The 21860-nt window shown below is 64.1% G+C and carries 14 protein-coding genes; 3 read left to right on the forward strand and 11 right to left on the reverse strand.

Going from position 1 to position 21860, the window contains the following annotated elements:
• The first annotated feature begins 240 nt into the window (after positions 1-240).
• Positions 241-4239: a NahK/ErcS family hybrid sensor histidine kinase/response regulator gene (locus HA399_RS14635; protein ID WP_404325381.1), complete on the forward strand. Its 3999-nt coding sequence runs from the start codon at positions 241-243 to the stop codon at positions 4237-4239.
• A gap of 145 nt (positions 4240-4384) precedes the next feature.
• Here the strand turns inward: HA399_RS14635 and HA399_RS14640 are convergent, their stop codons facing one another.
• From HA399_RS14640 to HA399_RS14655, 4 genes are all read right to left on the reverse strand, one after another.
• Positions 4385-5047 (reverse strand): response regulator transcription factor, encoded by a 663-nt coding sequence (locus HA399_RS14640; RefSeq protein WP_043333788.1) that lies wholly within the window; start codon positions 5045-5047, stop codon positions 4385-4387.
• A gap of 228 nt (positions 5048-5275) precedes the next feature.
• Positions 5276-6232, reverse strand: coding sequence for a DMT family transporter (locus HA399_RS14645; protein WP_404325382.1), 957 nt, complete (start codon positions 6230-6232; stop codon positions 5276-5278).
• 268 nt (positions 6233-6500) lie between these two features.
• The gene (acs, locus tag HA399_RS14650) at positions 6501-8447 is read right to left on the reverse strand and encodes an acetate--CoA ligase (protein ID WP_107335998.1); all 1947 of its coding nucleotides are present in this window, start codon (positions 8445-8447) and stop codon (positions 6501-6503) included.
• 276 nt (positions 8448-8723) lie between these two features.
• Positions 8724-9380 carry a SprT-like domain-containing protein gene (locus HA399_RS14655; RefSeq protein WP_216061424.1) on the reverse strand — a complete coding sequence of 219 codons (657 nt, stop codon included), beginning with the start codon at positions 9378-9380 and terminating at the stop codon, positions 8724-8726.
• A gap of 181 nt (positions 9381-9561) precedes the next feature.
• Here HA399_RS14655 and HA399_RS14660 point away from each other — a divergent pair, with 181 nt between their 5' ends.
• On the forward strand, positions 9562-10290 hold the full coding sequence (locus HA399_RS14660; protein WP_064503292.1) for a YecA family protein: 729 nt from the start codon (positions 9562-9564) through the stop codon (positions 10288-10290).
• Positions 10291-10410: 120 nt separating this feature from the next.
• Here HA399_RS14660 and HA399_RS14665 read toward each other — a convergent pair whose 3' ends face one another.
• Positions 10411-11532, reverse strand: a complete 1122-nt coding sequence (locus tag HA399_RS14665; RefSeq protein WP_054556850.1) for a phosphatidylserine/phosphatidylglycerophosphate/cardiolipin synthase family protein — start codon at positions 11530-11532, stop codon at positions 10411-10413.
• 317 nt (positions 11533-11849) lie between these two features.
• On the opposite strand from HA399_RS14665, the gene plsB reads away from it, so the two are divergent.
• Positions 11850-14462, forward strand: a complete 2613-nt coding sequence (gene plsB / locus HA399_RS14670; RefSeq protein ID WP_404325383.1) for a glycerol-3-phosphate 1-O-acyltransferase PlsB — start codon at positions 11850-11852, stop codon at positions 14460-14462.
• Positions 14463-14573: 111 nt separating this feature from the next.
• Here plsB and HA399_RS14675 read toward each other — a convergent pair whose 3' ends face one another.
• From HA399_RS14675 to aceF, 6 genes are all read right to left on the reverse strand, one after another.
• Positions 14574-15272, reverse strand: coding sequence for a class I SAM-dependent methyltransferase (locus tag HA399_RS14675; RefSeq protein ID WP_404326991.1), 699 nt, complete (start codon positions 15270-15272; stop codon positions 14574-14576).
• A gap of 296 nt (positions 15273-15568) precedes the next feature.
• Positions 15569-16387: an undecaprenyl-diphosphate phosphatase gene (locus HA399_RS14680; protein WP_404325384.1), complete on the reverse strand. Its 819-nt coding sequence runs from the start codon at positions 16385-16387 to the stop codon at positions 15569-15571.
• A gap of 205 nt (positions 16388-16592) precedes the next feature.
• A complete protein-coding gene (tsaB, locus tag HA399_RS14685; protein WP_215823459.1) occupies positions 16593-17288 on the reverse strand; it encodes a tRNA (adenosine(37)-N6)-threonylcarbamoyltransferase complex dimerization subunit type 1 TsaB in 696 nt (231 codons plus the stop codon).
• Between the two features lie 290 nt (positions 17289-17578).
• Positions 17579-18235 carry an adenylate kinase gene (gene adk / locus HA399_RS14690; protein ID WP_131432716.1) on the reverse strand — a complete coding sequence of 219 codons (657 nt, stop codon included), beginning with the start codon at positions 18233-18235 and terminating at the stop codon, positions 17579-17581.
• A gap of 554 nt (positions 18236-18789) precedes the next feature.
• Positions 18790-19551 carry a TerC family protein gene (locus HA399_RS14695; RefSeq protein ID WP_404325385.1) on the reverse strand — a complete coding sequence of 254 codons (762 nt, stop codon included), beginning with the start codon at positions 19549-19551 and terminating at the stop codon, positions 18790-18792.
• Between the two features lie 270 nt (positions 19552-19821).
• Positions 19822-21855 (reverse strand): pyruvate dehydrogenase complex dihydrolipoyllysine-residue acetyltransferase, encoded by a 2034-nt coding sequence (gene aceF, locus HA399_RS14700; RefSeq protein WP_404325386.1) that lies wholly within the window; start codon positions 21853-21855, stop codon positions 19822-19824.
• Positions 21856-21860: the final 5 nt, after the last annotated feature.

Consider the following 21860-nt stretch of genomic DNA (forward strand, 5'->3'; position numbering starts at 1 on the left):
CGAAGAATGATCGGTGAAAGCTTCGGCATATTGCGCGCATGACATTGGCCGATGCCGGAAAACAGGCCCGAAGTGCAGACGCCATTTCCGGCTTCTTGACGCCAATCATCGAGGCGTCTGCGTGGCAATGGATGACACAGCCTCTTCCCCACGACTCTCAAGACGCCGAGTCTGTCATGCACAGTGCTTGGGACTCGTGGCGGGGCTGCGTAGAATGGCGCTTCCAGAGAGGAGAGCGACATGTTCCAGGGTTGGTGGCTGATCGCAGTGGCACTCGCATATATCGCGGTGCTGTTCACGATTGCATGGCGGGGGGATCGCAACGCCAAGAAACACGGGTCGCCGAATCGGCGCCCAGCGGTCTACAGTCTGGGGCTTGCGGTCTACTGCACCAGCTGGACCTTCTACGGTAGCGTCGGGCAGGCCGCGACCAGCGGCTGGAGTTATCTGAGCATCTTCATCGGGCCGATTCTGGCCTGTCTGCTGTTCTGGCCGATCCTGCTCAAGATGATTCGGGTCGCCAAGCGCCAGAACATCACCTCGATCGCCGACTTCATCGCCTCGCGCTACGGCAAGACGCAGTCGCTGGCGGTGTTCGCCTCGCTGGTGGCCCTGGTCGGCACCCTGCCCTACATCGCCCTGCAGCTGAAGGCCGTCTCGAGTGCCTATCAGGTACTCACCGACACCAGCGATGTCACGCGAACCGCCTGGCTGGGCGATACCGCCTTCTATGTCGCGGCGATCATGGCGCTGTTCGCCATCCTGTTCGGCACCCGCCACACCGACGCCACCGAGCACCATGTCGGCCTGTTGCAGGCGATCGCCTTCGAATCGCTGGTCAAGCTGGTCGCCTTCCTGACCCTGGGCGTCTATGTCACCTGGGGCATGTTCAATGGCCTGGGCGACCTGTTCACCAAGGCCGATACCTATCTGGAGCTGCAACAGCAGCTGGAGACCCAGACCTTCGGCACCGGCTTCTGGGCCCAGACGCTGCTGGCGATGCTGGCGATCTTCTGCCTGCCGCGTCAGTTCCACGTCGCGGTGGTCGAGAACACCCACCACGATGACGCCCGGCGTGCGCGCTGGATGTTCCCGATCTACCTGGTCGCCATCTCCTTCTTCGTGCTGCCGATCGCCGCCGCCGGCCTGACCATGTTCCCCGATGGTTCGGTGTCACCGGACAGCTTCGTGCTGGCACTGCCGATGGCGGCGGACCAGACCTGGCTGACCCTGCTGACCTTCATCGGCGGCTTCTCCGCCGCCACCGGCATGGTGATCGTCGCCGCCGTCGCGGTCTCGATCATGATCTCCAACGAGATCGTGATTCCGCTGTTGTTCCGCCTGCGCTGGTTCGATACCGAGGCGCGCGACTACAGCCATATCGTGTTACTGGCACGCCGTCTGACCATCGTGATGATCCTGGCGCTGGCCTACGGCTTCTATCTGCTGATCGCCGAATACAGCACCCTCTCGGCCATCGGCTTGCTGTCGTTTGCCGCCGTCGCCCAGTTCGCACCCTCGCTGATGGGTGGCCTCTACTGGAAGCGCGGCAATCGTCTCGGCGTCATCGTCGGCCTGAATGTCGGCTTCGCGGTCTGGGCCTGGACCCTGCTCGTGCCGGCACTGGCACAGGCGGGCCTGATGCCGACCGAGATCGTCAATCATGGCCCGCTGGGCATCGACTGGCTGTCGCCGCATGGCCTGTTCGGCTTCCGCTTCAATGACCCGCTGACCCACGGCGTGATGCTGTCGCTCGGCCTGAACCTGTTCTGCTACATCTTCGTCTCGCAGATGACGCCGCAGCGCGTGGTCGAGCGCATCCAGGCCTCGCTGTTCGTCGACAGTGTCGAGACCCGCCAGACCAGCGTCTCGCGCCCCTGGACCGGCTCCACCTCCGTCTCGGACCTGCGCGTCCTGTGCGAACGCTTCCTCAGCCACGAGCAGGTCGAGCGCGCCTTCGAGGACTACGCACGCCGCAGTGGCCAGCCGCTGGAGCTGCATGCACGCGCCTCCATCGACCTGATCCAGTTCACCGAACGCTTCCTGGCCTCGGTACTCGGCGCCTCCTCGGCACGCATCGTCGTCAACTCGGCGCTGCAGGGTCGCGGCATCGGTATCTCGGATGTCATCTCCATCGTCGATGAAGCCTCGCAGGTGCTCGAATTCAATCGCGCCCTGCTGCAGGCGACCATCGAGAACATCCACCAGGGCATCAGCGTGGTCGACCAGCACATGCGCCTGGTGGTGTGGAACCAGCGCTACCTGGACATGTTCCGCTTCCCTGACAACCTGATCCGGGTCGGCGCGCCCATCGATCGCATCTTCCGCTACAACGCCCACAACGGCGAATACGGCCCGGGCGACCCCGAAGAGCACGTCGATCAATTGCTGGATGCCATCCGCAACGGCGAGCCGCACCGCTACGTGCGCTATCGCCAGGATGACAGCGTGATGGAGATCCAGGGCAATCCGATGCCCGGTGGCGGCTTCGTCTACACCTATCAGGACATCACCCAACAGAAGCGCACCGAAGAGGCGTTGATCCGCTCGGAAAACAACATCCGCATCTACACCGACAACGTGCCGGCGCTGATCGCCTACTTCGACAAGGAGTGTCGCTACCTCTTCACCAACCGTGCCTATGAAGCGGTGATGGGCATCGACCGTACCGCCGTGATCGGCGAGCCCGCCGAAGAGGCGATGCCGGAAGACATCTATCGCCAACGCGCGCCGTGGATGACGCGCGCGCTGTCAGGTGAGCGCGTCTCCTTCGAGATCTCGCTGGAAGCCCCGGAAGGCGGCGTGCGCTACATGCTGGTCACCTATACGCCGCACTTCAGCACCAAGGGCAACATCCTCGGCTTCTTCGCGCTCTATCAGGACATCACCGAGCGACGCCTGGCGGAGATCGCCCTCAAGGAGACCAACGAGAACCTGGAGGAGCGCGTGCGCGTGCGTACCCAGGAGCTGTCACAGGTCAACGAGGCCCTGCGCACCGAGAACCGCGTGCGCGCCGAGGCCGAGCAGGCACTGCGTCAGGCCAAGCAGCTGGCCGAGGATGCCAACGCCTCCAAGACGCGCTTCCTGGCCGCGGCCAGCCACGACCTGCTGCAGCCACTGAATGCGGCGCGTCTGTTCACCTCCGCCCTCGCCCAGCAGGTCGAAGGCGAGATGAAGACCACCACCAATCACATCGACAACTCGCTGCAGGCCGCCGAGGAACTGCTCAGCACCCTGCTCGACATCTCCAAGCTGGATGCCGGGGCACTGGCGCCACGCCGCAGCGTGTTCCGCCTCTCCGACATCCTCAAGCCGCTCAAGGCCGAGTTCGAGGTGATGGCGGAAGACCGCGGACTGGACCTGAAAGTGGTGATGACGCAGCTGGCGGTGGACTCCGATGGCCAGATGCTCAGACGCATCGTGCAGAACTTCCTCTCCAACGCGGTGCGCTATACCCGCCAGGGCCATGTGCTGCTGGGCTGTCGCCGTCTGGGCGATCGCATTCGCATCGAGGTCTGGGACACCGGCCCCGGCATTCCCGAGTCGAAGCTGACCGAGATCTTCCAGGAATTCCGGCGTCTCGATCAGACCGAGCGTCACAAGGAAAGCGAGAAGGGTCTCGGCCTGGGACTGTCGATCGCCGAACGCATGAGCCGGGTGCTCGACCACCCGATCACGGTGCGCAGCTGGGTCGGCATCGGCACCGTCTTCGCCGTCAGCGTGCCGATCAGCAAGGAGCTGCCGGCGGCCGAGCTGCCGGATGCCGTGCCGGCTCGCAAGCGCGCCGGCAACAAGCTGACCGGCACTCGTGTCCTGTGCATCGACAACGAGAGCCTGATTCTCGAGGGCATGAAGGCGATGCTGTCCGGCTGGGGCTGCGAGGTGTTCACGGCGACCTCGATCGGCGGCGCCAAGTCGGTGATCCGCAACCTGGATGGTGATCCGGATGCCATCCTCGCCGACTACCACCTCGACAACGAGGTGACTGGCCTGATGGCGCTGGACGCGCTGGATGAACGTCTGGCGGGCTCGGTGCCGGGCATCGTGATCACCGCCGACCGCACCGATGAGGTCGCCGAGGAAGTGCGCCGTGCGGGCTATCACCTGCTGCTCAAGCCGGTGCGACCCGCCGCGCTGCGTGCGCTGCTGACGCGCACCCTGCAGGCCAACCGCGCCGAGAAGCACACCAGTGGCGCGAGTGATTCCCCCGACGCCGCGACGGATGACCCAGCCCCCTGATCAGGCGGGCTGGCCTGTCGCTCTTTCGTCCTTAACTCTTTTATCCATGACGCAAAAAGCCCGCCCTGTCAGCGACAGGGCGGGCTTTTTGTGGCTTGAAGGCGCGACTCTCGAGGAGAGCCTCAGCTCAAGCGCTGACGCAGGATCAGGAGCGGACTTTCGGCGGCTCGACTTCCAGACGCTGGGCCGCGATGACGGCCTGGGTGCGCGAATGCACGCCCAGCTTGCGCAGAATGGCAGTCACGTGGGCCTTGATGGTGGCCTCGGACACATTCAGCTCATAGGCGATCTGCTTGTTGAGCAGACCTTCCGTCAGCATGTTGAGCACGCGGAACTGCTGCGGCGTCAGTGACGCGATCGCCTCGGCGAAGCGCGATTCATCCTCGGAAGACTCGCCCATGGCCTCGGCGATATCCGTCGGCAGCCAGACCTCACCTTCGAGGATCTCGCCGATGGCTTCGGCGATGACGTCGAGGCTGGCGGACTTGGGAATGAAGCCGGAGGCCCCATAATCGATGGCGCGGCGCACCACGTAGGGCTCCTCGCTACCGGACACGACCGCCACCGGGATGTCCGGTGTCTGGCCACGCAACTGGATCAGACCGGAGAAGCCGTGGGCTCCCGGCATGTGCAGGTCCAACAGGATCAGGTCGGCATCGGGATGGCGGGCAACGACTTCGTTGGTCGCTTCCATGCTGTCAGCCTCGACGATCTCCGCCTGGGAGGCGACTTGTCTAAGCGCCTGGGTCAGTGCGGCACGAAAGAGCGGGTGATCGTCTGCAACGATGAACTTCTGGGCAAAGGCCATTGAGTCTCCTCCAAAACCCCGATGGTGATCATCACCGACCTTCCTGGCCGGTCAACAATCGCCGTTATTTTCTGGCATGTTACCCCATAAAACGTGCGTTTAACAAAGCAGCCCACCATCGGAAGATGTACTGATGTTTCGCTCGGGGAACACGAGTATCGCACGGATTGATGCCCGGCGAGCGAACAATCCGTGCGCTGATTCTGACAGCATCCTGGGGATGGTGAGTCAGACAACCCTACCCGCAACGCGACTGGCATGCCAGCCGATCAATGCGACACCGGCAATCAGCACGAAGCCGATCAGACTGGCAATATCCGGCACCTCCCCCCAGATGGCCCAGCCCGCCAGTGCCGAAAACACGATGGTCAGATAGGAATAGATCGACACTTCCCCCGCCGGTGCGAGGCGATAGGCGGTGGTCATCAGAATCTGACCGCCGGCCGCAAAGATGCCGATGCCCAGCAAGGCCAGCGCCTGAGGGCCGCTCGGCATCACCGGATTCATCAACATCGGCACCAATGTCACCACACTGGAGACCAGCGAGAAATGCAGCACGATGGTCGCCGAGGCCTCGCGCCCTCTCATCGCACGGATGAGCGTATAGGCCGCCCCCGCCAGCATTGCCGAACCCAACCCGACCATGGCGGGCAACAATGCCTCCACTCCGCCCTCGGCAAATGCCAGTTGCGGCTTGATGACCAGCGCCGCGCCAGAAAAGGCGACCAGCATGCCCACCAGCCGCCAGCCACCAAGGCGCTCGGCCAGGAAGAGGCCGGCGAACAGGCTGACGAAGAACGGCGATAGCTTATTCAGAATAGTCGCATCTGCCAGCAGCAGATGATCGATGGCGTAGAAGAAGCTCATCACGCCGCCGAGTCCGATCAGTGACCGCGCCATCAGCATCGGCTGGTGATGCCAGTGGCCCAGCAGACGCGCGCCCGCCATGCGCACCATCACCACCGCCACGCCGAGACTGACCAGGTTGCGCACGAAGACCTTCTCGAACAGCGGCAGGTCGCCGCTCAGCTTGACCATCGCCCCCATCAGCGCGAACGAGATCGCCGACAGGCACATCAGGATGACGGCGCGAGGACGATTCTCGCCCTCATTGGACGACGCAGCGGCAGGAGAACTGGCTGGCTGAGAGGCGGGGCAGGATGCATCCGACTTGCCTGCTGACATGGGGGTGGCCTTGATCTTGAATTGATTGGGGAAATGCGCAGCGAGGCGAGAATGGACTCCGCGGGCACATGCGCTGGCGCGTCATTATCAAGCCAGCGCCTCCTCGATGGCCAACCTTTCACGTCTTGCACAGCGCAAAAGCGCGGGCCAGGAATACGAACAGACAGATGCTCCCGGACAGGCGCACAAAAAAGCGCGGGAGCCAGGCTCCCGCGCTTCGCTGTCGCTGCGTGTCTTGTCAGGCCTCGATGGCCCTTACTCGACGCGTTCAGCGGTTGGCGCGCTGCTCGATCAGGTCATCCACCACTGACGGGTCCGCCAGGGTCGAGGTATCGCCGAGACCGTCGGTCTCGTTGGCGGCGATCTTCCTGAGGATGCGGCGCATGATCTTGCCGGAACGCGTCTTGGGCAGTCCCGGCGCCCACTGGATGACATCCGGCGAGGCGATCGGGCCGATGTCCTTGCGCACCCACTGGGTCAGCGTCTTCTTGAGCTCATCACTGGCTTCGATACCGTCGTTGAGCGTTACGTAGATGTAGATGCCCTGGCCCTTGATGTCATGGGGATAGCCGACCACGGCGGCCTCGGCGACCGCCTCATGCGCGACCAGCGAGGACTCGATCTCGGCGGTGCCCATGCGATGGCCAGAGACGTTGAGCACATCATCGACGCGCCCGGTGATCCAGTAGTAGCCATCCTCGTCACGGCGACAGCCATCACCGGTGAAGTACATGCCCGCATAGGTGGAGAAGTAGGTCTGCACGTAGCGTTCGTGATTGCCCCAGATCGAACGTGCCTGCCCCGGCCAGCTGTCGAGAATCACCAGGTTGCCTTCGGTCGCGCCCTCGAGGATGTTGCCCTCGTTGTCGACCAGCGCCGGCTGCACACCGAAGAACGGCAGCGTGGCGGAGCCCGGCTTGAGATCGGTCGCGCCCGGCAGCGGCGCGATCATGATGCCGCCGGTCTCGGTCTGCCACCAGGTGTCCACCAGCGGACAATTGCCATTGCCGATCACGCGGTGGAACCACTCCCAGGCCTCGGGGTTGATCGGCTCGCCCACCGAGCCGAGCAGCCGCAGGCTCGTGCGCGAGCTTGAGTCCATCACGCTGTCACCGTGTGCCATCAGCGCACGCACGGCGGTCGGGGCGGTATAGAGAATGTTGACCTGGTGCTTGTCGACGATCTCGCCGATGCGCCCGTGGGTCGGATAGCTGGGCACACCCTCGAACATCAGCGTGGTCGCGCCATTGGCCAGCGGTCCGTAGACGATGTAGCTGTGGCCCGTCACCCAGCCGACATCCGCCGTGCACCAGTAGATATCGCCATCGTGATAATCGAACACGTAGCGATGGGTCATCGCGGCATAGAGCAGATAACCGCCCGTGGTGTGCTTCAGACCCTTGGGCGTGCCGGTGGAACCGGAGGTGTAGAGGATGAACAGCGGGTCTTCCGCGCCCATCGCCTCGGCCGGGCAGTCACTGGACTGACGGTCCACCAGCTCATGGAACCAGGCATCGCGACTGCCCCAGTTCACCTCACCGCCGGTACGCCGCACCACCAGCACGTGGTCGACACAGTCGGTGCCATCACGCTCCAGCGCCTCATCGACGTTCTCCTTGAGCGGTACGCGCTTGCCACCCCGCAGTGACTCATCGGCGGTGATCACGATGCGCGAGCTGGAATCGACGATACGCCCCGCCAGCGCGTCCGGCGAGAAGCCACCAAAGACCACCGAGTGCACGGCACCGATGCGCGTACAGGCCAGCATCGCCATCGCGGCTTCCGGAATCATCGGCATGTACAGCGTGACCACGTCGCCCCGCTTGACGCCCAACTCCTTGAGGCCATTGGCAAACTGGCTGACACGCGCGTGCAGCTCGCGATAGGTGATCGACTGGGACTCGTTCGGGTCATCCCCTTCCCAGATGATGGCGACCTGATCGCCACGCTCGGCGAGGTGGCGATCGAGGCAGTTGTGCGCCACGTTGAGCTTGCCGTCCTCGAACCAGCGCACATCGACATCACCGGGGCCGAAGTTGGTATTGCGGATCACCGAGGGCGCATCGAACCAGTCCAGTGACTGGGCCTGCTCGGCCCAGAATGTCTCCGGCGCCTCGACGGACTGCTGATACATGGCCTGATAGCGCTCGCGGTCTGCCCAGGCGTGGGCGGCGACATCGGGAGTGACCGGATGAACCTTGGCATGTTCGCTCATGTGGCGTGACCTCTGACGGATTGGCTGGCGACTCGCTGTCCCACGCAGCATGCGTGAAGCGCAGGCGAGCCGAGGCAAGTCCATTTCAGCTTAAACCCAAGCATGGGGGGGCCACACACTAGACCTTGGTAGATAAATTTTTACTAATTATTTCAACTGTTTATCAACAAATTACACCAAGGTCACAGCGACGTTCGGAGGACAGAAACCGCCTGAAAAGACACCTTCTGGCGCGACTCGCACTTTGCAATGACGCGCAGGCGAGCGAAATGCGCCTCAACGCGCAGTCGACGCATTGCGCGCCGGGTCATTCAAGGGACCGCTCAATTCCTGGCCACAGCGCCGACAGCGATAGCGGTGACCGCGCTGGGCATTGGCATGGCGTCGCGAGCTGAAATAGTGCGCGGTATCGCAGCCACAACCATAGGCCCAGGGCGTCGGGCTGGCAGTCGAGACATCCATGCGATGCGTCACCTCCGGCGGGATGCCGTAGAGGTTGGTCATCACCTGCTGCCACTCGGGGCCATGCGGTTTGACACGCGTCTTGCCGGCGCGCTCGACCACCTCCATCACCACCCAGTGCGCGACCTCGTGGGGGACGGTCTGGCTGAGGAAGTGATGGCGGTTCTCGCTGAGCAGCTGCCAATTGAAGCGCAGCCGCTGGCGCGCCGAATCCGCCGTGCCCGCCGTGCGCCCCTTGAGGCGGCAGGAGACCGACGGCATGCGCAACTCGGGGAACAGGGCACGCGCGCGTGCCAGACATGCCAGCACCTGCGCCTCCAGCGTCGCGTGCAGGGCAGGCGCCGTCAGCGCCTCGAGCGCGGCGGCATCGGCCAGCGGCAGTGGCGTCGCGGGGGCCTCCCCCAGGCGGGCCAGGGCATGATCGGGCGCAAAGCGGTGACGGCTGACGACACGACGAGTGGATGATGACATGACACGATGACCAGACAGCAGAGCGATGGAACGGATGAGCTGATGACGAGCGAGCGTACCACTCCTCGAGGCGTGAAATGATACACTAGCGCCATTCACGCCTGCCCGGTTCCCCTTGGTTCACCCAGGTAACCAGGCGGCACTGTTCGACTTCTCCCCTTATCGCACGTGAGACTCCCCCATGGCCGAGCCTGTCCAGACCCAGCCGCTGCTGGATGATGAATCCCTCGACATCCTCGACGAATTCCTCGAGTCCGACATCGTCGGCCCGGAAGCTCTCGATATCATCAGTGCGCATGGCTTCATGCTGGCACTGGCCATCGCACCGCGCGAAGTGCCCTCCAGCCTGTGGCTGCCGGAACTCTTCCAGGGGCAGCCAAGCTACGAAAGCCCGCAGCAGGAAGCGGAAGTCGTCTCCCTGTTCGAGCAGATGCGCGCCAATGCCATCGATGCCCTCGAGCACGGCGTGCTGCCGGAACTGCTGTTCGAGCTGGAGCTGGGCGGTGCCGACCCCGTCGAGACACCGATCGGCGACTGGTGTGCCGGCTTCATGGAAGGCGTGTTCATGGACGAGGAGGCCTGGTTCGGCACCCAGGAAGAGGCGGCCGCCGAACTGCTGCTGCCGTTCATGGCCATCTCCGGCGTCTTCGACGATGAAGACCCGGAGATCGGCGAGCTGATCGCCGACCCGATCGGTGCCCAGCGCTTCGTCAACCAGCTGCCGGAACTGCTGCTGGACCTCTACCTGCTCTACCGTGTCCCGCCGGAAAGCCCCAAGCCGTCGCCGCGTCGCAAGGGTTCCGCCGCACCGGGCGCAGCCGGCATTCCGCGCAGCAAGCACGCCGGCAACAAGGGCGCTGGCAAGGGTGGCAACAAGAACGGTGGCAAGGGCGGCGGCAAGAAGCGCTGATCCCGCCATGGCGCTCTTAACGCCATGCAGCCTTGAAAACGACAACGCCGGTCGACCTCATGGGTCGTCCGGCGTTTTTGGTTCCACGCAGCCGCGTCTGTTGAAACAGCTGCGAACCGGTCAGCGCAGCCGCGTCACCAGGCTATCCAGAGTGCCATAGCCCCACTCGCGACAGCGCTGCATCAGCGGCCGACGCTGCCAGGCGGCCTGGGTGATCTCGACACTGTGGGCGAAATGATGCTCGAACAGCGTGGCGACGTCGGCGGCGAAGCGATGGTCCTGCACTTCCTGATTGGCCTCCAGATTCCACTGCAGGCTCCAATGATCGAAGTTGCACGACCCCAGCGTCACCCAGTCATCCGCCAGCGAGAACTTGGCATGCAGAAAGCGTGGCTGGAATTCATGGATACGCACGCCCGCCTTGAGCAGCCCGGCGTAGAAGCGCTGCCCCGCCGAGCGCACGCCCGGGTGATCATGATGCTGCCCGGCGATCAGCAAACGGACATCGACACCCCGGCGCGCCGCACGCTTGAGGCGCCGCCGCATGCTGAAGGTCGGCACGAAGTATGGCGTACAGATCCACAGCCGCTTGCGTGAGCTGCTGGCCTGATGCTGCAGGGAATGACGGATGGCTTGATAGCGGAAACCATGCCCCCAGACCACCCGCCCACGCATGCTCAGATAGCCCTCGACCCGGCACGCCCGCACATTGATGCTGCGCACCGCCAGCCGACTGCCATGGCCACGACTGGCCGCGGAGTCCCACACGCGTGCGAACAGGCGCACCCAGTCACTGATGCACGGCCCCTCGATACGTATCGCGACTTCCGACCAGGCCTCGGCGAAGACGTCCACCGCACCGAAGCCGCCGGTAAAGCCCACCTCCCCATCGACCACCAGAAGCTTGCGATGGTCACGCGTCAGATTGCGCCCCAGCCGCCACCAGGAAAGCGGGTTGTAGATCCTGAGCTGGATATCGGCCTCGATCATGCGCTGGCGGTCAGCTTCCTCGAGGCCCAGCGAGCCGAAGCCATCCAGCAGCACCAGCACCGTCACGCCGCGGCGGCGCGCGCCACACAGCGCATCGATCAGGACGCGACTGAGGTGGCCGCTCTCGGCCAGATACAGCTCGAGCAGGATGGAATGGCGCGCGGATTCCACCGCCTCCAGCATGCTGGGCAGAAAACGCGCGCCTTCCGGCAGCAAGGTGAATCGATTGCCTGATCGCCACATTCCCAGCATGCCTTGCCTCCCGTCATTTCCCTGCACGGCACGATACAGATGACGATGCCCATGACGGTGCACCGCCAGATGCTGCCACTGTGCGCTTCGTCACTACGCACTCAGTCACTACGCACTCAGTCACCAAGTACTCTGCACGGCGTCTGCGGGCAGAATGCGTATAATGTTCAATATCATGCTTGCGCTGAACGCTACCAGCCAGACCATGAAAACGTCGCAATCAACCCTCATTCATCGTCCCGATGCTTTATTCGTGAACGCCGACAGATTGTCGTTTCCGGTAGTCCGTCCTTGTCCACACCTGCGAGAGCCTCACCATGTCGCCAGTCACCTTAGTCTTGCGCCCGTTGCGCAATGTCAGTCGCCGTCTGCTGGACAAGTGGGTGGAGCTGCGCGCGGTGGAGCCCGACATCAATGCGTTGGACCACAGCGCCTTGAACCTCGACCCGACGCTGCCGGTGGTCTACGTCTTCCCGTACCAGGCATTGTCCGACGAGCTGGTGGTCGAGCAGCTGTGCGAGGCACGCGGCCTGCCCTCTCCGACCCTGCCTCTGAGCATAGGCGACCTGCGCCTGAGCCACTCTCGTCTCCGCCTGTTGCGGCGCTCGCGCAGCGACAGGAGCCTGCTGTCACGCCGGCTGGCCAAGTTGATCGCCGCACTGGAAGACGCCCCGAGTGATGTCGAGGTGCAGCTGGTGCCGGTCAGCGTGTTCTGGGGGCGTGCCCCGGGCAAGGAATTCGGCTTCTGGAAGTTCATCTCCGCCGATAGCTGGCGCGTCACGGGCGTGCTGCGCCGCGCCATCGCGATTCTGGCGCATGGCCGCTCGGTGGATGTGCATTTCGGCCAGCCGCTCAGGCTGCACGAAGCGCTCAGGGAAGGCCCGCAGGACTCGGCGCTGGCGCACCGCCGCATCTCGCGCCTGCTGCGCGTGCACTTCCGGCGCGTGCGTACCCGCCTGCTGGGGCCAGACCTCTCCCACCGCCACACCATGATTCGCAACCTGCAGAAGGCACCCGCCGTACAGGACGTGATCAGCGAGCTGGCACGCGAGCAGAATCAGCCGCCGGCACGTCTGGAGAAGCGCGCCCTGCAGTATGGTCGCGAGATCGCCTCCAACATGGGCTATCCGGTGCAGCGCTTTCTGGCGCATGCCCTCAAGCGGCTGTGGCACAAGCTCTACGACGGCGTCGAGGTGCGCGGCATGTCCCAGGTCAAGGCGATCGCCGGCGACTGCGAGCTGATCTACGTGCCCTGTCATCGCAGCCATATCGACTACCTGCTGCTGTCCTACGTGCTGTTCCACGAGGGCCTGATGACGCCCCACGTCGCCGCGGGCAAGAACCTCGACATGCCGATCATCGGCCCGATCCTGCGCCGTGGCGGCGCCTTCTTCCTGCGCAGAAGCTTCCGCGGCAATCGCCTGTACGCCACCGTCTTCGACGAGTACGTGCATCAGCTGATCACCCGCGGCCATCCGCTGGAATACTTCATCGAGGGGGGGCGTTCACGCACCGGCCGCATGCTGCCCCCGCGCCCGGGCATGCTGGCGATGACCCTGCGCTCCTTCCTGCGTGATACACGCCGCGAGGTGGCCTTCGTGCCGGTCTACATCGGCTACGAGAAGGTCTTCGAGAGCCTGAGCTATCAGCGCGAGCTGTCGGGGGCCAGCAAGAAGAAGGAATCACCGCTCGACCTCATCCGCGTGCTCGGCCAGCTCAAGCAGCCCTTCGGCAAGGTCTACCTGAACATCGGTGAGCCGCTCAAGCTGGGCGAATGGCTGGATGAGACCGCGCCGGGCTGGAAGGCCAGCCGTCATCAGCGCCGCCCAGAATGGCTAACCCAGGCGGTGCCGCAACTGGGGCATGAAATCGCCACGCGCATCAATGCCGCCGCCGCGCTCAATCCGGTCTCGCTGACGGCGCTGGTGCTGCTGTCCACCGCCCACCACGCCATCGAGGCCAGCCTGCTGCAACGCCAGCTGGCGATACTGGTGCGTCTCGCCGACAAGCTGCCGGGCCGCCATGACCACAGCCTGCCCGAGGGCACGCCGGATGAGTGGGTCGCACACTGCGCCCATCTGGGGCTGGTCACCCTGCGCCCACAGAGTCTTGGCGAGCTGGTGATCGCCACCCCGGAGCAGGCCAGTCTGCTGACCTGGTATCGCAACAACGTGCTGCACCTGCTGGCGTTGCCGGCGCTGATCGCCTTCGCCTTCCGCAATACGGCCCAGTACACCCTCGAGGCACTGGAAGACCAGATCAGTCCCGCCTGGCCGCTACTGGTGCGCGAGCTGTTCGTCCCCGAAGCCCCTGAGCTGAAGGCGGATATCGCCACCACGCTAGCTCTGATGAGCGAGGAAGGTCTGCTGGAGCATCAAGCCGCGACTGGCGACACTCCGGAGCGCTGGTCACGTCCGGTGGCCAGTCAGGAGCCTTCCGAGCAGCTGCGCCTGCTGGCTCAGCCGGTACAACCGACGCTGGAACGCGGCTATCTGTTGATCGCCGCCCTGTTGCAGCACGGCAGCGGCACGCTGGACCGCGAGTCCCTCGAAAGTCATTCCGGCGCTTTGGCCGAACGCCTGACCCTGCTGTCGGGCCTCAATGCACCGGAGTTCTTCGACAAGCGTCTGTTCAGCGGCCTGCTAGACACCCTGCTGGAGCTGGAGTTCATCTGGCTGGAAAGCGGCCAGCTATGCTTCGGCGAAGCGCTGGAAGACCTGCAGGTGCACGGCCGCGATCTGTTCGATCCCGCCCTGCGCCACCGCCTGCAGCATGTGCGCCTGCGCGACAGCGAGAACGAGAAAGAGAACGACGCCCCGACTGAAGGCATGGTCGAGGAGCAGGCGCCAGCCCTCGACGACAGCGAGGCCGCTGACGACCCCGTGTCAGCAGACCGCAAGGCATCCGACACCTCTTCTCAGCGCGAATGAGATGATGGGCCGAGGCCCCTGGCGCAAAAAAGCCCCCGCCGCGATCAGATCGCGAGCGGGGGCTTTTGCGTTTGGCGGAGGCTGTTACATCGCTGACGCCATCGTCAGGCGTCAGCGCAGCGCCTGCTTCACATAGACGTCGTAGCGGCTGGTCTTCTCCTCGACCACATGGCTCGGCGCGAGTCCGCCGATCGGTTCGGCCTTGCGTGGGCGCTTGACCACCACGCGATGCGTCGCGACCTCCAGCGCCGCCTCGAGCAGCGCCGGGGCATCCGCATCATCGCCGGCCAGGGCCCGGAAGACACGCATCTCCTTCTTGACCAGAGCCGACTTGTCACGGTGCGGGTACATCGGGTCGAGATGCACCACCTGAGGCGGCTGATCCCACTGCGTCACCAGCTCCCCGAGCTCCCGCGTGGCATCACCGTGCAGCGCCTGCATGCGCAGCGCGATATCACGAATCTCGTCATCCGCGCAGCCCTGTGCCCGGGTCAGGCCATCGACCAGAATCGCCGCCGTGGCCGCCACGCGCTCGATCATCAATACCGGTGCCCCGAGACTCGCCAGCACGAAGGCGTCACGCCCGAGCCCTGCGGTGGCATCGACGATGCTCGGCAGTGCGCCTCGATTCAGGCCACAGGCGCGTGCGATCAGCTGGTTGCGCCCCCCGCCGAAACGACGGCGATGATCGGCACGACCGGCGACGAAATCGACGCACAGCGGCTTGCCGTATTCGCGCTCGTCTCCGGCGATCACCAGGCGCGGTGCGCCCTGCTCGTCCAGCGCCACCTCAAGCTTGAGCGCCGGCATCTCGTCATCTTCCCGCAGCGCGATACCGAAATGTGCCGCCAGCATGGCGAGTTCCGGGCGCGCCTGCAGCCGTGAACGGGCAATGGCGATCACGGGAGCGGCATCGGCCGCTGCATCATGGGCAGCGAGGGAGTCTTCGGGTGGCAGCATGGATGGGCTCTATGAGAAACGGTGAAGAGAAACGGTGAACGCAGGAAAAGGGAAACTCGCATGGCATGCGATCAGGCTGACAAACGCCGACGGCGCCGCAAGAGCGACGCCGTCAGGAGACAAGCTTACGTCATCGCGCGCATGGCTTACAGCAACAACAGCATGCCGAACAGCATCATGCCCAGCAGCAGGCGGTAGATGACGAAGGGCAGCATGCCGATGCTGTCGATGGCCTTGAGGAACAGCTTGATGCACACCAGCGCGGAGACGAAGGACAGCACCACGCCGAGGGCGACATCGAACAGCTGCGCCTCACTGCCGGTCTCGATCAGCTCCAGACCCTTGAGCAGGCCAGCCGCGACGATCAGCGGAATCGACAGCAGGAAGGAGAAGCGCGCGGCGCTCTGACGCTCGAAGCCCAACAGCAGCGCGGCGGTGATGGTGATGCCCGAACGCGAGGTGCCGGGAATCAGGGCCAGCGCCTGGAACAGGCCGATGACCAGCGCGCCCTTGAGCGTCAGCGTCGCCAGGTCACGCGTGCGTGCGCCCTTGACGTCCGCCCACCACAGCAGCAGACCGAAGACGATGGTGGTGGTACCGATCACCGCGATCGAGCGCCCGGCCGTTTCCACCACATCGCCCAGCAGGCCGCCGAAGATCACGGCCGGCAGCGTCGCCAGCAACACCGCCCAGCCCAGACGGCTGTCTTCGGTCTGGCGCGCCGCCAGCGTACCGCTGCCGCTGAACTGACCAAACCAGCCAGCGAGAATGTTGGCGACATCCTTGCGGAAGGCCATCACCACGGCCAGCAAGGTACCAACGTGTACCGCGACATCAAACGCCAGCCCCTGGTCCGGCCAGCCGAACACCTGGGAGGGCAGAATCAGGTGGGCGGAGGAGGAAATCGGCAGAAATTCCGTCAGACCTTGAATGACGGCCAACGCCACCACATGCATGAGTTCCATGAAACATCCTTTTAAGAGAGACGGGCCTCAGTGGCCCACACGGACGACAGACATCGTCTGTGGCACTGCACGTGCCGTAGTGACAGAACAACGCTTTGCGTCAAGCCGCGCCGCGAGTGTCGGGCGCGACATGATGATGCGCGAATCTTATGTCAGCCTTGGCTGAACCCACGATGACGCAACGAGATGGCAATCCCTGCTGCCATCAGCGCCATGCCACCTCATTGCGCAGATAGACCGGCTGGGCCTCGACCGCCGACACCGCTTCACCGCGGGCATACGCCTGGGCAGCCAGCATCACCATGGCCTCGGCATCCGGTTGCGGCTCGGGCAGTTGCAGTGCCAGGCTGGCACGCACGCTCTGGGGCAGCTCGTCGTGCATCACCAGTCCCGAGCCGACCGCCAGCCAGTCATGCTCACGCAGCGCCGCAGGCAGCTCCAGCAGGCCCGGAGCGCAGACCTGCTCGGGTAGCACCTGCTCGACCTCGATCTCGCCGTCAGCGCGCGTCACGACGCGATAGGCGCCGGTATAGAGCTCGCCCATGCGTGCATCCAGCATCGGCAGCACGAAACGCGCGTGATGCAGGCGGTGGGCCTGCAGTGACAGGGCCGCCAGCGTCGAGACGCCGATCACCGGCACATCGAGACCGAAGGCGAGGCCCTGGATGGTGCCAGCGGCGATGCGCAACCCGGTGAACGAGCCTGGTCCGTGGCCATAGGCCAGGGCATCGAGGTCGTTGAGGGTCAGATCGGCAGCGGCCAGCAGCGCCTCGATCATCGGCATCATGCGCTGGGTGTGCTGACGGGGAGCCTCACAGCGCTCGGCAGTAACAACGCCGTCTTGCCACAGGGCAACGGAACAGGCGGAAGAGGATGCATCGATGGCCAGAAGCGTGGTCATGGGCGGTTCGTCGTCAGAAAAATGTGACGCGATTCTACCCGTCCCCCGCGGGCAGCAAAAGACGCAGGCTGTCCACGGCTGGTGTCGGCCGCGGGCGTCACTCCTGCTGCAACCCCCACGCCCACGCCGGCAAGCGGCCTGCCGCAACGCCTGATTCCTGATTCGCGCCAGTATGCGAAGAACAAAAAAACGCCCGCAGACAATGTCTACGGGCGTTCTTCGTCAGGCGGCCGGCTTCACCAGCGCGATCAGATCTGTTCCAGCTGAGCCACCTGAGGCGTGCCGGGCAATCAGTGCTCCAGCGCGCTGACCAGCTGAGCACGAATGTCGTCGACGGAGCCGACGCCTTCGATGCGGTGGTAGGCCGGGGCCTGGGCATCGCCAGTGGCAGACCAGCTGGAGTAGTACTCGACCAGCGGTTCCGTCTGCTCGTGATAGACAGACAGGCGGTTGCGCACGGTGGCTTCGCGGTCGTCTTCACGCTGGATCAGGGCTTCGCCGGTGACGTCGTCCTTGCCTTCTTCGCGCGGCGGGTTGTACTCGATGTGGTAGACGCGACCGGAATCCGGGTGCACACGACGACCGGACAGACGCTTGACGATCTCTTCGTCAGCGACGGCGATCTCGACCACGTGGTCCAGCTTCACGCCCGCTTCCTTCATGGCGTCAGCCTGCGGGATGGTGCGCGGGAAGCCGTCGAACAGGAAGCCGTTCTCGCAATCGGGCTGGCTGATGCGCTCCTTGACCAGGGCGATGATGATCTCGTCGGACACCAGTCCGCCGGTATTCATGATCTCCTTGACCTTGAGTCCCAGCTCGCTGCCGGCCTTGACCGCGGCGCGCAGCATATCTCCGGTAGAGATCTGCGGGATGTTGAAACGCTCGCAGATGAACTGGGCCTGGGTGCCCTTGCCGGCGCCGGGGGCGCCCAACAGGATCAAACGCATCGGTACTGCTCCTTGAGTGTGCAAATGAAAAGCATCAAACGGGTGTAAAGGGTCATCTGGCGCTGGTGCACCTTGCCCTCGGCGGCAGATAGCCATCCAAGGCGCTCTGGTCGTCGACACGATCGAGGTGAAGCGGCGAAACTCGCGGCGTCGAGACGCTCGACTACCTCATGAGGGTCGAACGCATCGAGCGTATCGATGACCAGGATGAATATGGGCAGCGGACCAATATGTGCTGCGCAAAACGACGGCGCGCACGGATGATCTCATTATGTCATCGCCATGCAATGTAGAGCTGACGATACCGTTCACACGACGCCGGCACAAGCACACCAAAGGCGCGTATGCCGCCCTTTGGCACTGTTTTGGCGCGCAGGAGGGCCTGTCGCCCTCCTCGCCGGTTGCCGACCTGCCATACACGGCTGTCATGACACGAAAACGCCCCCTGCGGCACGCGGTCGCAGAGGGCGTCTTTCCACTCACGCCGGGCCACCTTGCTCAGTCGCCGTGGCGTGATCAGGCTGAGTCATGTCAGCCGTTGCTGTGCCAGTGTCTCACTCGGTGACGTCTTCCGCCTGGCTGCTGCGACGCAGACGCACTGCCTTGGCGCGCTTGCTGCGCAGACGGATGTTGAGCATTTCCACCGCCAGCGAGAAGGCCATCGCCACGTAGATGTAGCCCTTGGGCACGTGGACACCGAAGCCTTCGACCATCAGCATCATGCCGACCATGATCAGGAAGGACAGCGCCAGCATCTTGATGGTCGGGTGACGATCGACGAAATCGCCGATGGGCTTGGCGGCCACCATCATGATGCCCACCGAGATGACGATGGCGATGACCATCACCATCAGGTGATCGACCATGCCCACCGCCGTGATCACCGAATCCAGCGAGAAGACGATATCGATCAAGGCGATCTGGACCATGATTGCCATGAAGCTGGCGCTGCCTTTCTTCGCGCCCTCTTCGGCGGGGTCTTCGCCTTCCAGGTTCGCGTGGATCTCGTGGGTGCTCTTGCCGAGCAGGAACAGGCCCCCGAAGACCAGAATCAGGTCGCGTCCCGAGAAGCTGAAGTCGGCCACGCTGAACAGGGGCGCGGTCAGTGACATCAGCCACGACAGCGACATCAGCAGCACGATGCGCATGCCCATCGCCAGGCCCAGGCCGATCATGCGGCCCTTCTGGCGCTGGGACTCGGGCAGCCGCGCGACCAGAATCGACAGGAAGATGATGTTGTCGATGCCCAGCACGATCTCAAGCGCGGTCAGGGTCGCCAGGGCCACCCATGCCGAAGGGTCCATCAACCATTCCATTGTCTTGCTCCTTGTGCGTTGCGAGAACCGGCCTTCCCGGGTCGTGCCAGCACGATGCGGCAGATCGCGGCAGGTTGGCGTGAAGCATCGCATGTTGTGCAGGGCAGCAACAGCGGTCGCCGCCCTGCCACGCCAACGGACATGCACAAAAAAACGGCCTCCCGAAGGAGGCCGTTATGTCAACCAGACCTGCCAGCCAGGCCTGTCAGCGAGGAGCGCCTTCACCTTCCAGGAAGGTCACGGCACCCGCGCTTCATGCCACAGGCATCATCAGAGCAGCATGCGACGCACGTCGGTCAGCACCTGAGCCAGATACGCCGTGAAGCGTGCTGCATCCGCCCCGTTCACCGCACGGTGATCGTAGGACAGTGACAGCGGCATCATCAGACGCGGCTGGAAGGCAGCGCCGTCCCACACCGGCTTCATCTGCGCCTTGGAGACGCCCAGGATGGCGACTTCCGGCGTGTTGACGATCGGTGTGAAGGCAGTACCGCCAATGGAGCCAAGGCTCGAGATGGTGAAGCAACCACCGGTCATCTCTTCGCGCTTGAGCTTCTTGGTCTGCGCCTTCTTGGCCAGTTCCACGGATTCCTTGGCCAGGTCCAGCAGGCTCTTCTGATCCGCATTGCGGATCACCGGCACCATCAGGCCGTCCGGCGTATCCACTGCGATACCGATGTGCACGTACTTCTTGTGCACCAGGGTCTCGCCGTCGGCCTTGAGGCTGACGTTGAACTGCGGATACTTGGCCAGCGCGTGAGCCGCCGCCTTGATCATGAACGGCAGCGGCGTGAGCTTGGCACCTGCCGCTTCCGCCTCGGCCTTCATGGACTTGCGGAAGGCCTCGAGCTCGGTGATATCGGCTTCATCGAACTGGGTCACGTGCGGGACGTTGAGCCAGCTGCGATGCAGATTGGTGGCACCGGCCTTCATCAGGCGGCCCATCTTCTTCTCTTCGATCTCACCGAACTGGCTGAAGTCCTGATCCGGCACCTGCGGGATACCGGCACCGCCGGTGGCCTGCGCGGCAGGGGCTGCCGGTGCGGACTTGGCCTTCTGCATCATCTGCTTGACGTAGGCCTGGACATCTTCCTTCACCACACGGCCCTTCGGACCGCTGCCGGAGACGTCCGCCAGGTCGACACCGAACTCACGTGCCAGCAGGCGAACCGCAGGCCCTGCGTGGACCTTGGCACCCTTGCTAGGCTTGTGAGCGGCCATCTGGGCTTCCGGGCTCGGCGCACCGGCCGGTGTCGGAGCCGGCTTCTGCTCGCTCTTCTCCGCCTTGGGAGCAGCCGGCGCTTCGGACTTGGCAGCCTTCGGCGCAGGCGCGGCACCCGCGACCTCGATGTAACCGATCAGGTCACCCTCGGAGACGGTGTCACCTTCCTTGACGGAAAGCTCCACCACCTTGCCCTTGTAGGGGCTCGGGATGTCCATGGTCGCCTTGTCGGACTCGAGCGTGATCAGCGCGTCTTCCTCGTTGACCTCGTCACCGACGGCCACGGCCATCTCGATGATCGGCACGCTGTCGCTGCCGGAGAGATCCGGGACACGCAATTCCTTGCGCTCCGGCTCACCGGAGGCCGGCTCTTCTTCAGCAACCGGTGCCTCGGAAGACGTGTCTTCAGAGGTGGACTCGGAGGAAGAAGCCTGCTCGGCCGGCGCGGAATCAGACGCGCTGTCACCGCCTTCACCGGCGATTTCCATCTGACCGATGACATCACCGGAAGAGACGCTGTCGCCTTCCTTGACGGTCAGCTTGACGATCTTGCCCTTGTGCGGGCTCGGGACGTCCATGCTGGCCTTGTCGGATTCCAGCGTGATCAGCGCATCTTCGGCGTCGACTTCATCGCCTTCGGAGACGGCCATCTCGATGATCGGCACGGCTTCGGAGTCGCCCAGGTCCGGCACGACGATGTCGACGGTCTGGGTACCACCGGAAGCGACCTTCGGTGCAGAAGCGTCTTCCTTCGGCGCTTGCTGCTCAGAGGCTTCCTGCTTGGGAGCCTCTTCCTTCGGCGCTTCCTGCTCGTCAGAAGCGTCAGAGGAGGTGTCACCACCGCCTTCGGCTTCCAGCTCCAGGATATCGTCGCCTTCGGAGACGGTGTCGCCTTCCTTGACGAGAATCTTCACCACCTTGCCGCCCTTCGGTGCCGGCACATCCATGCTGGCCTTGTCGGACTCAAGAGTGATCATGGTGTCTTCGGCGGAGATGACATCTCCCACCGCCACCGCTATCTCGATGATCTCGACATCGGAACTACCGCCAATGTCGGGAACCTTGATGATTTCGCTGCTCAAGATCG

It is taken from the genome of Cobetia sp. UIB-001, assembly GCF_044789135.1.
GTDB classification, from domain to species: Bacteria; Pseudomonadota; Gammaproteobacteria; order Pseudomonadales; family Halomonadaceae; genus Cobetia; species Cobetia amphilecti.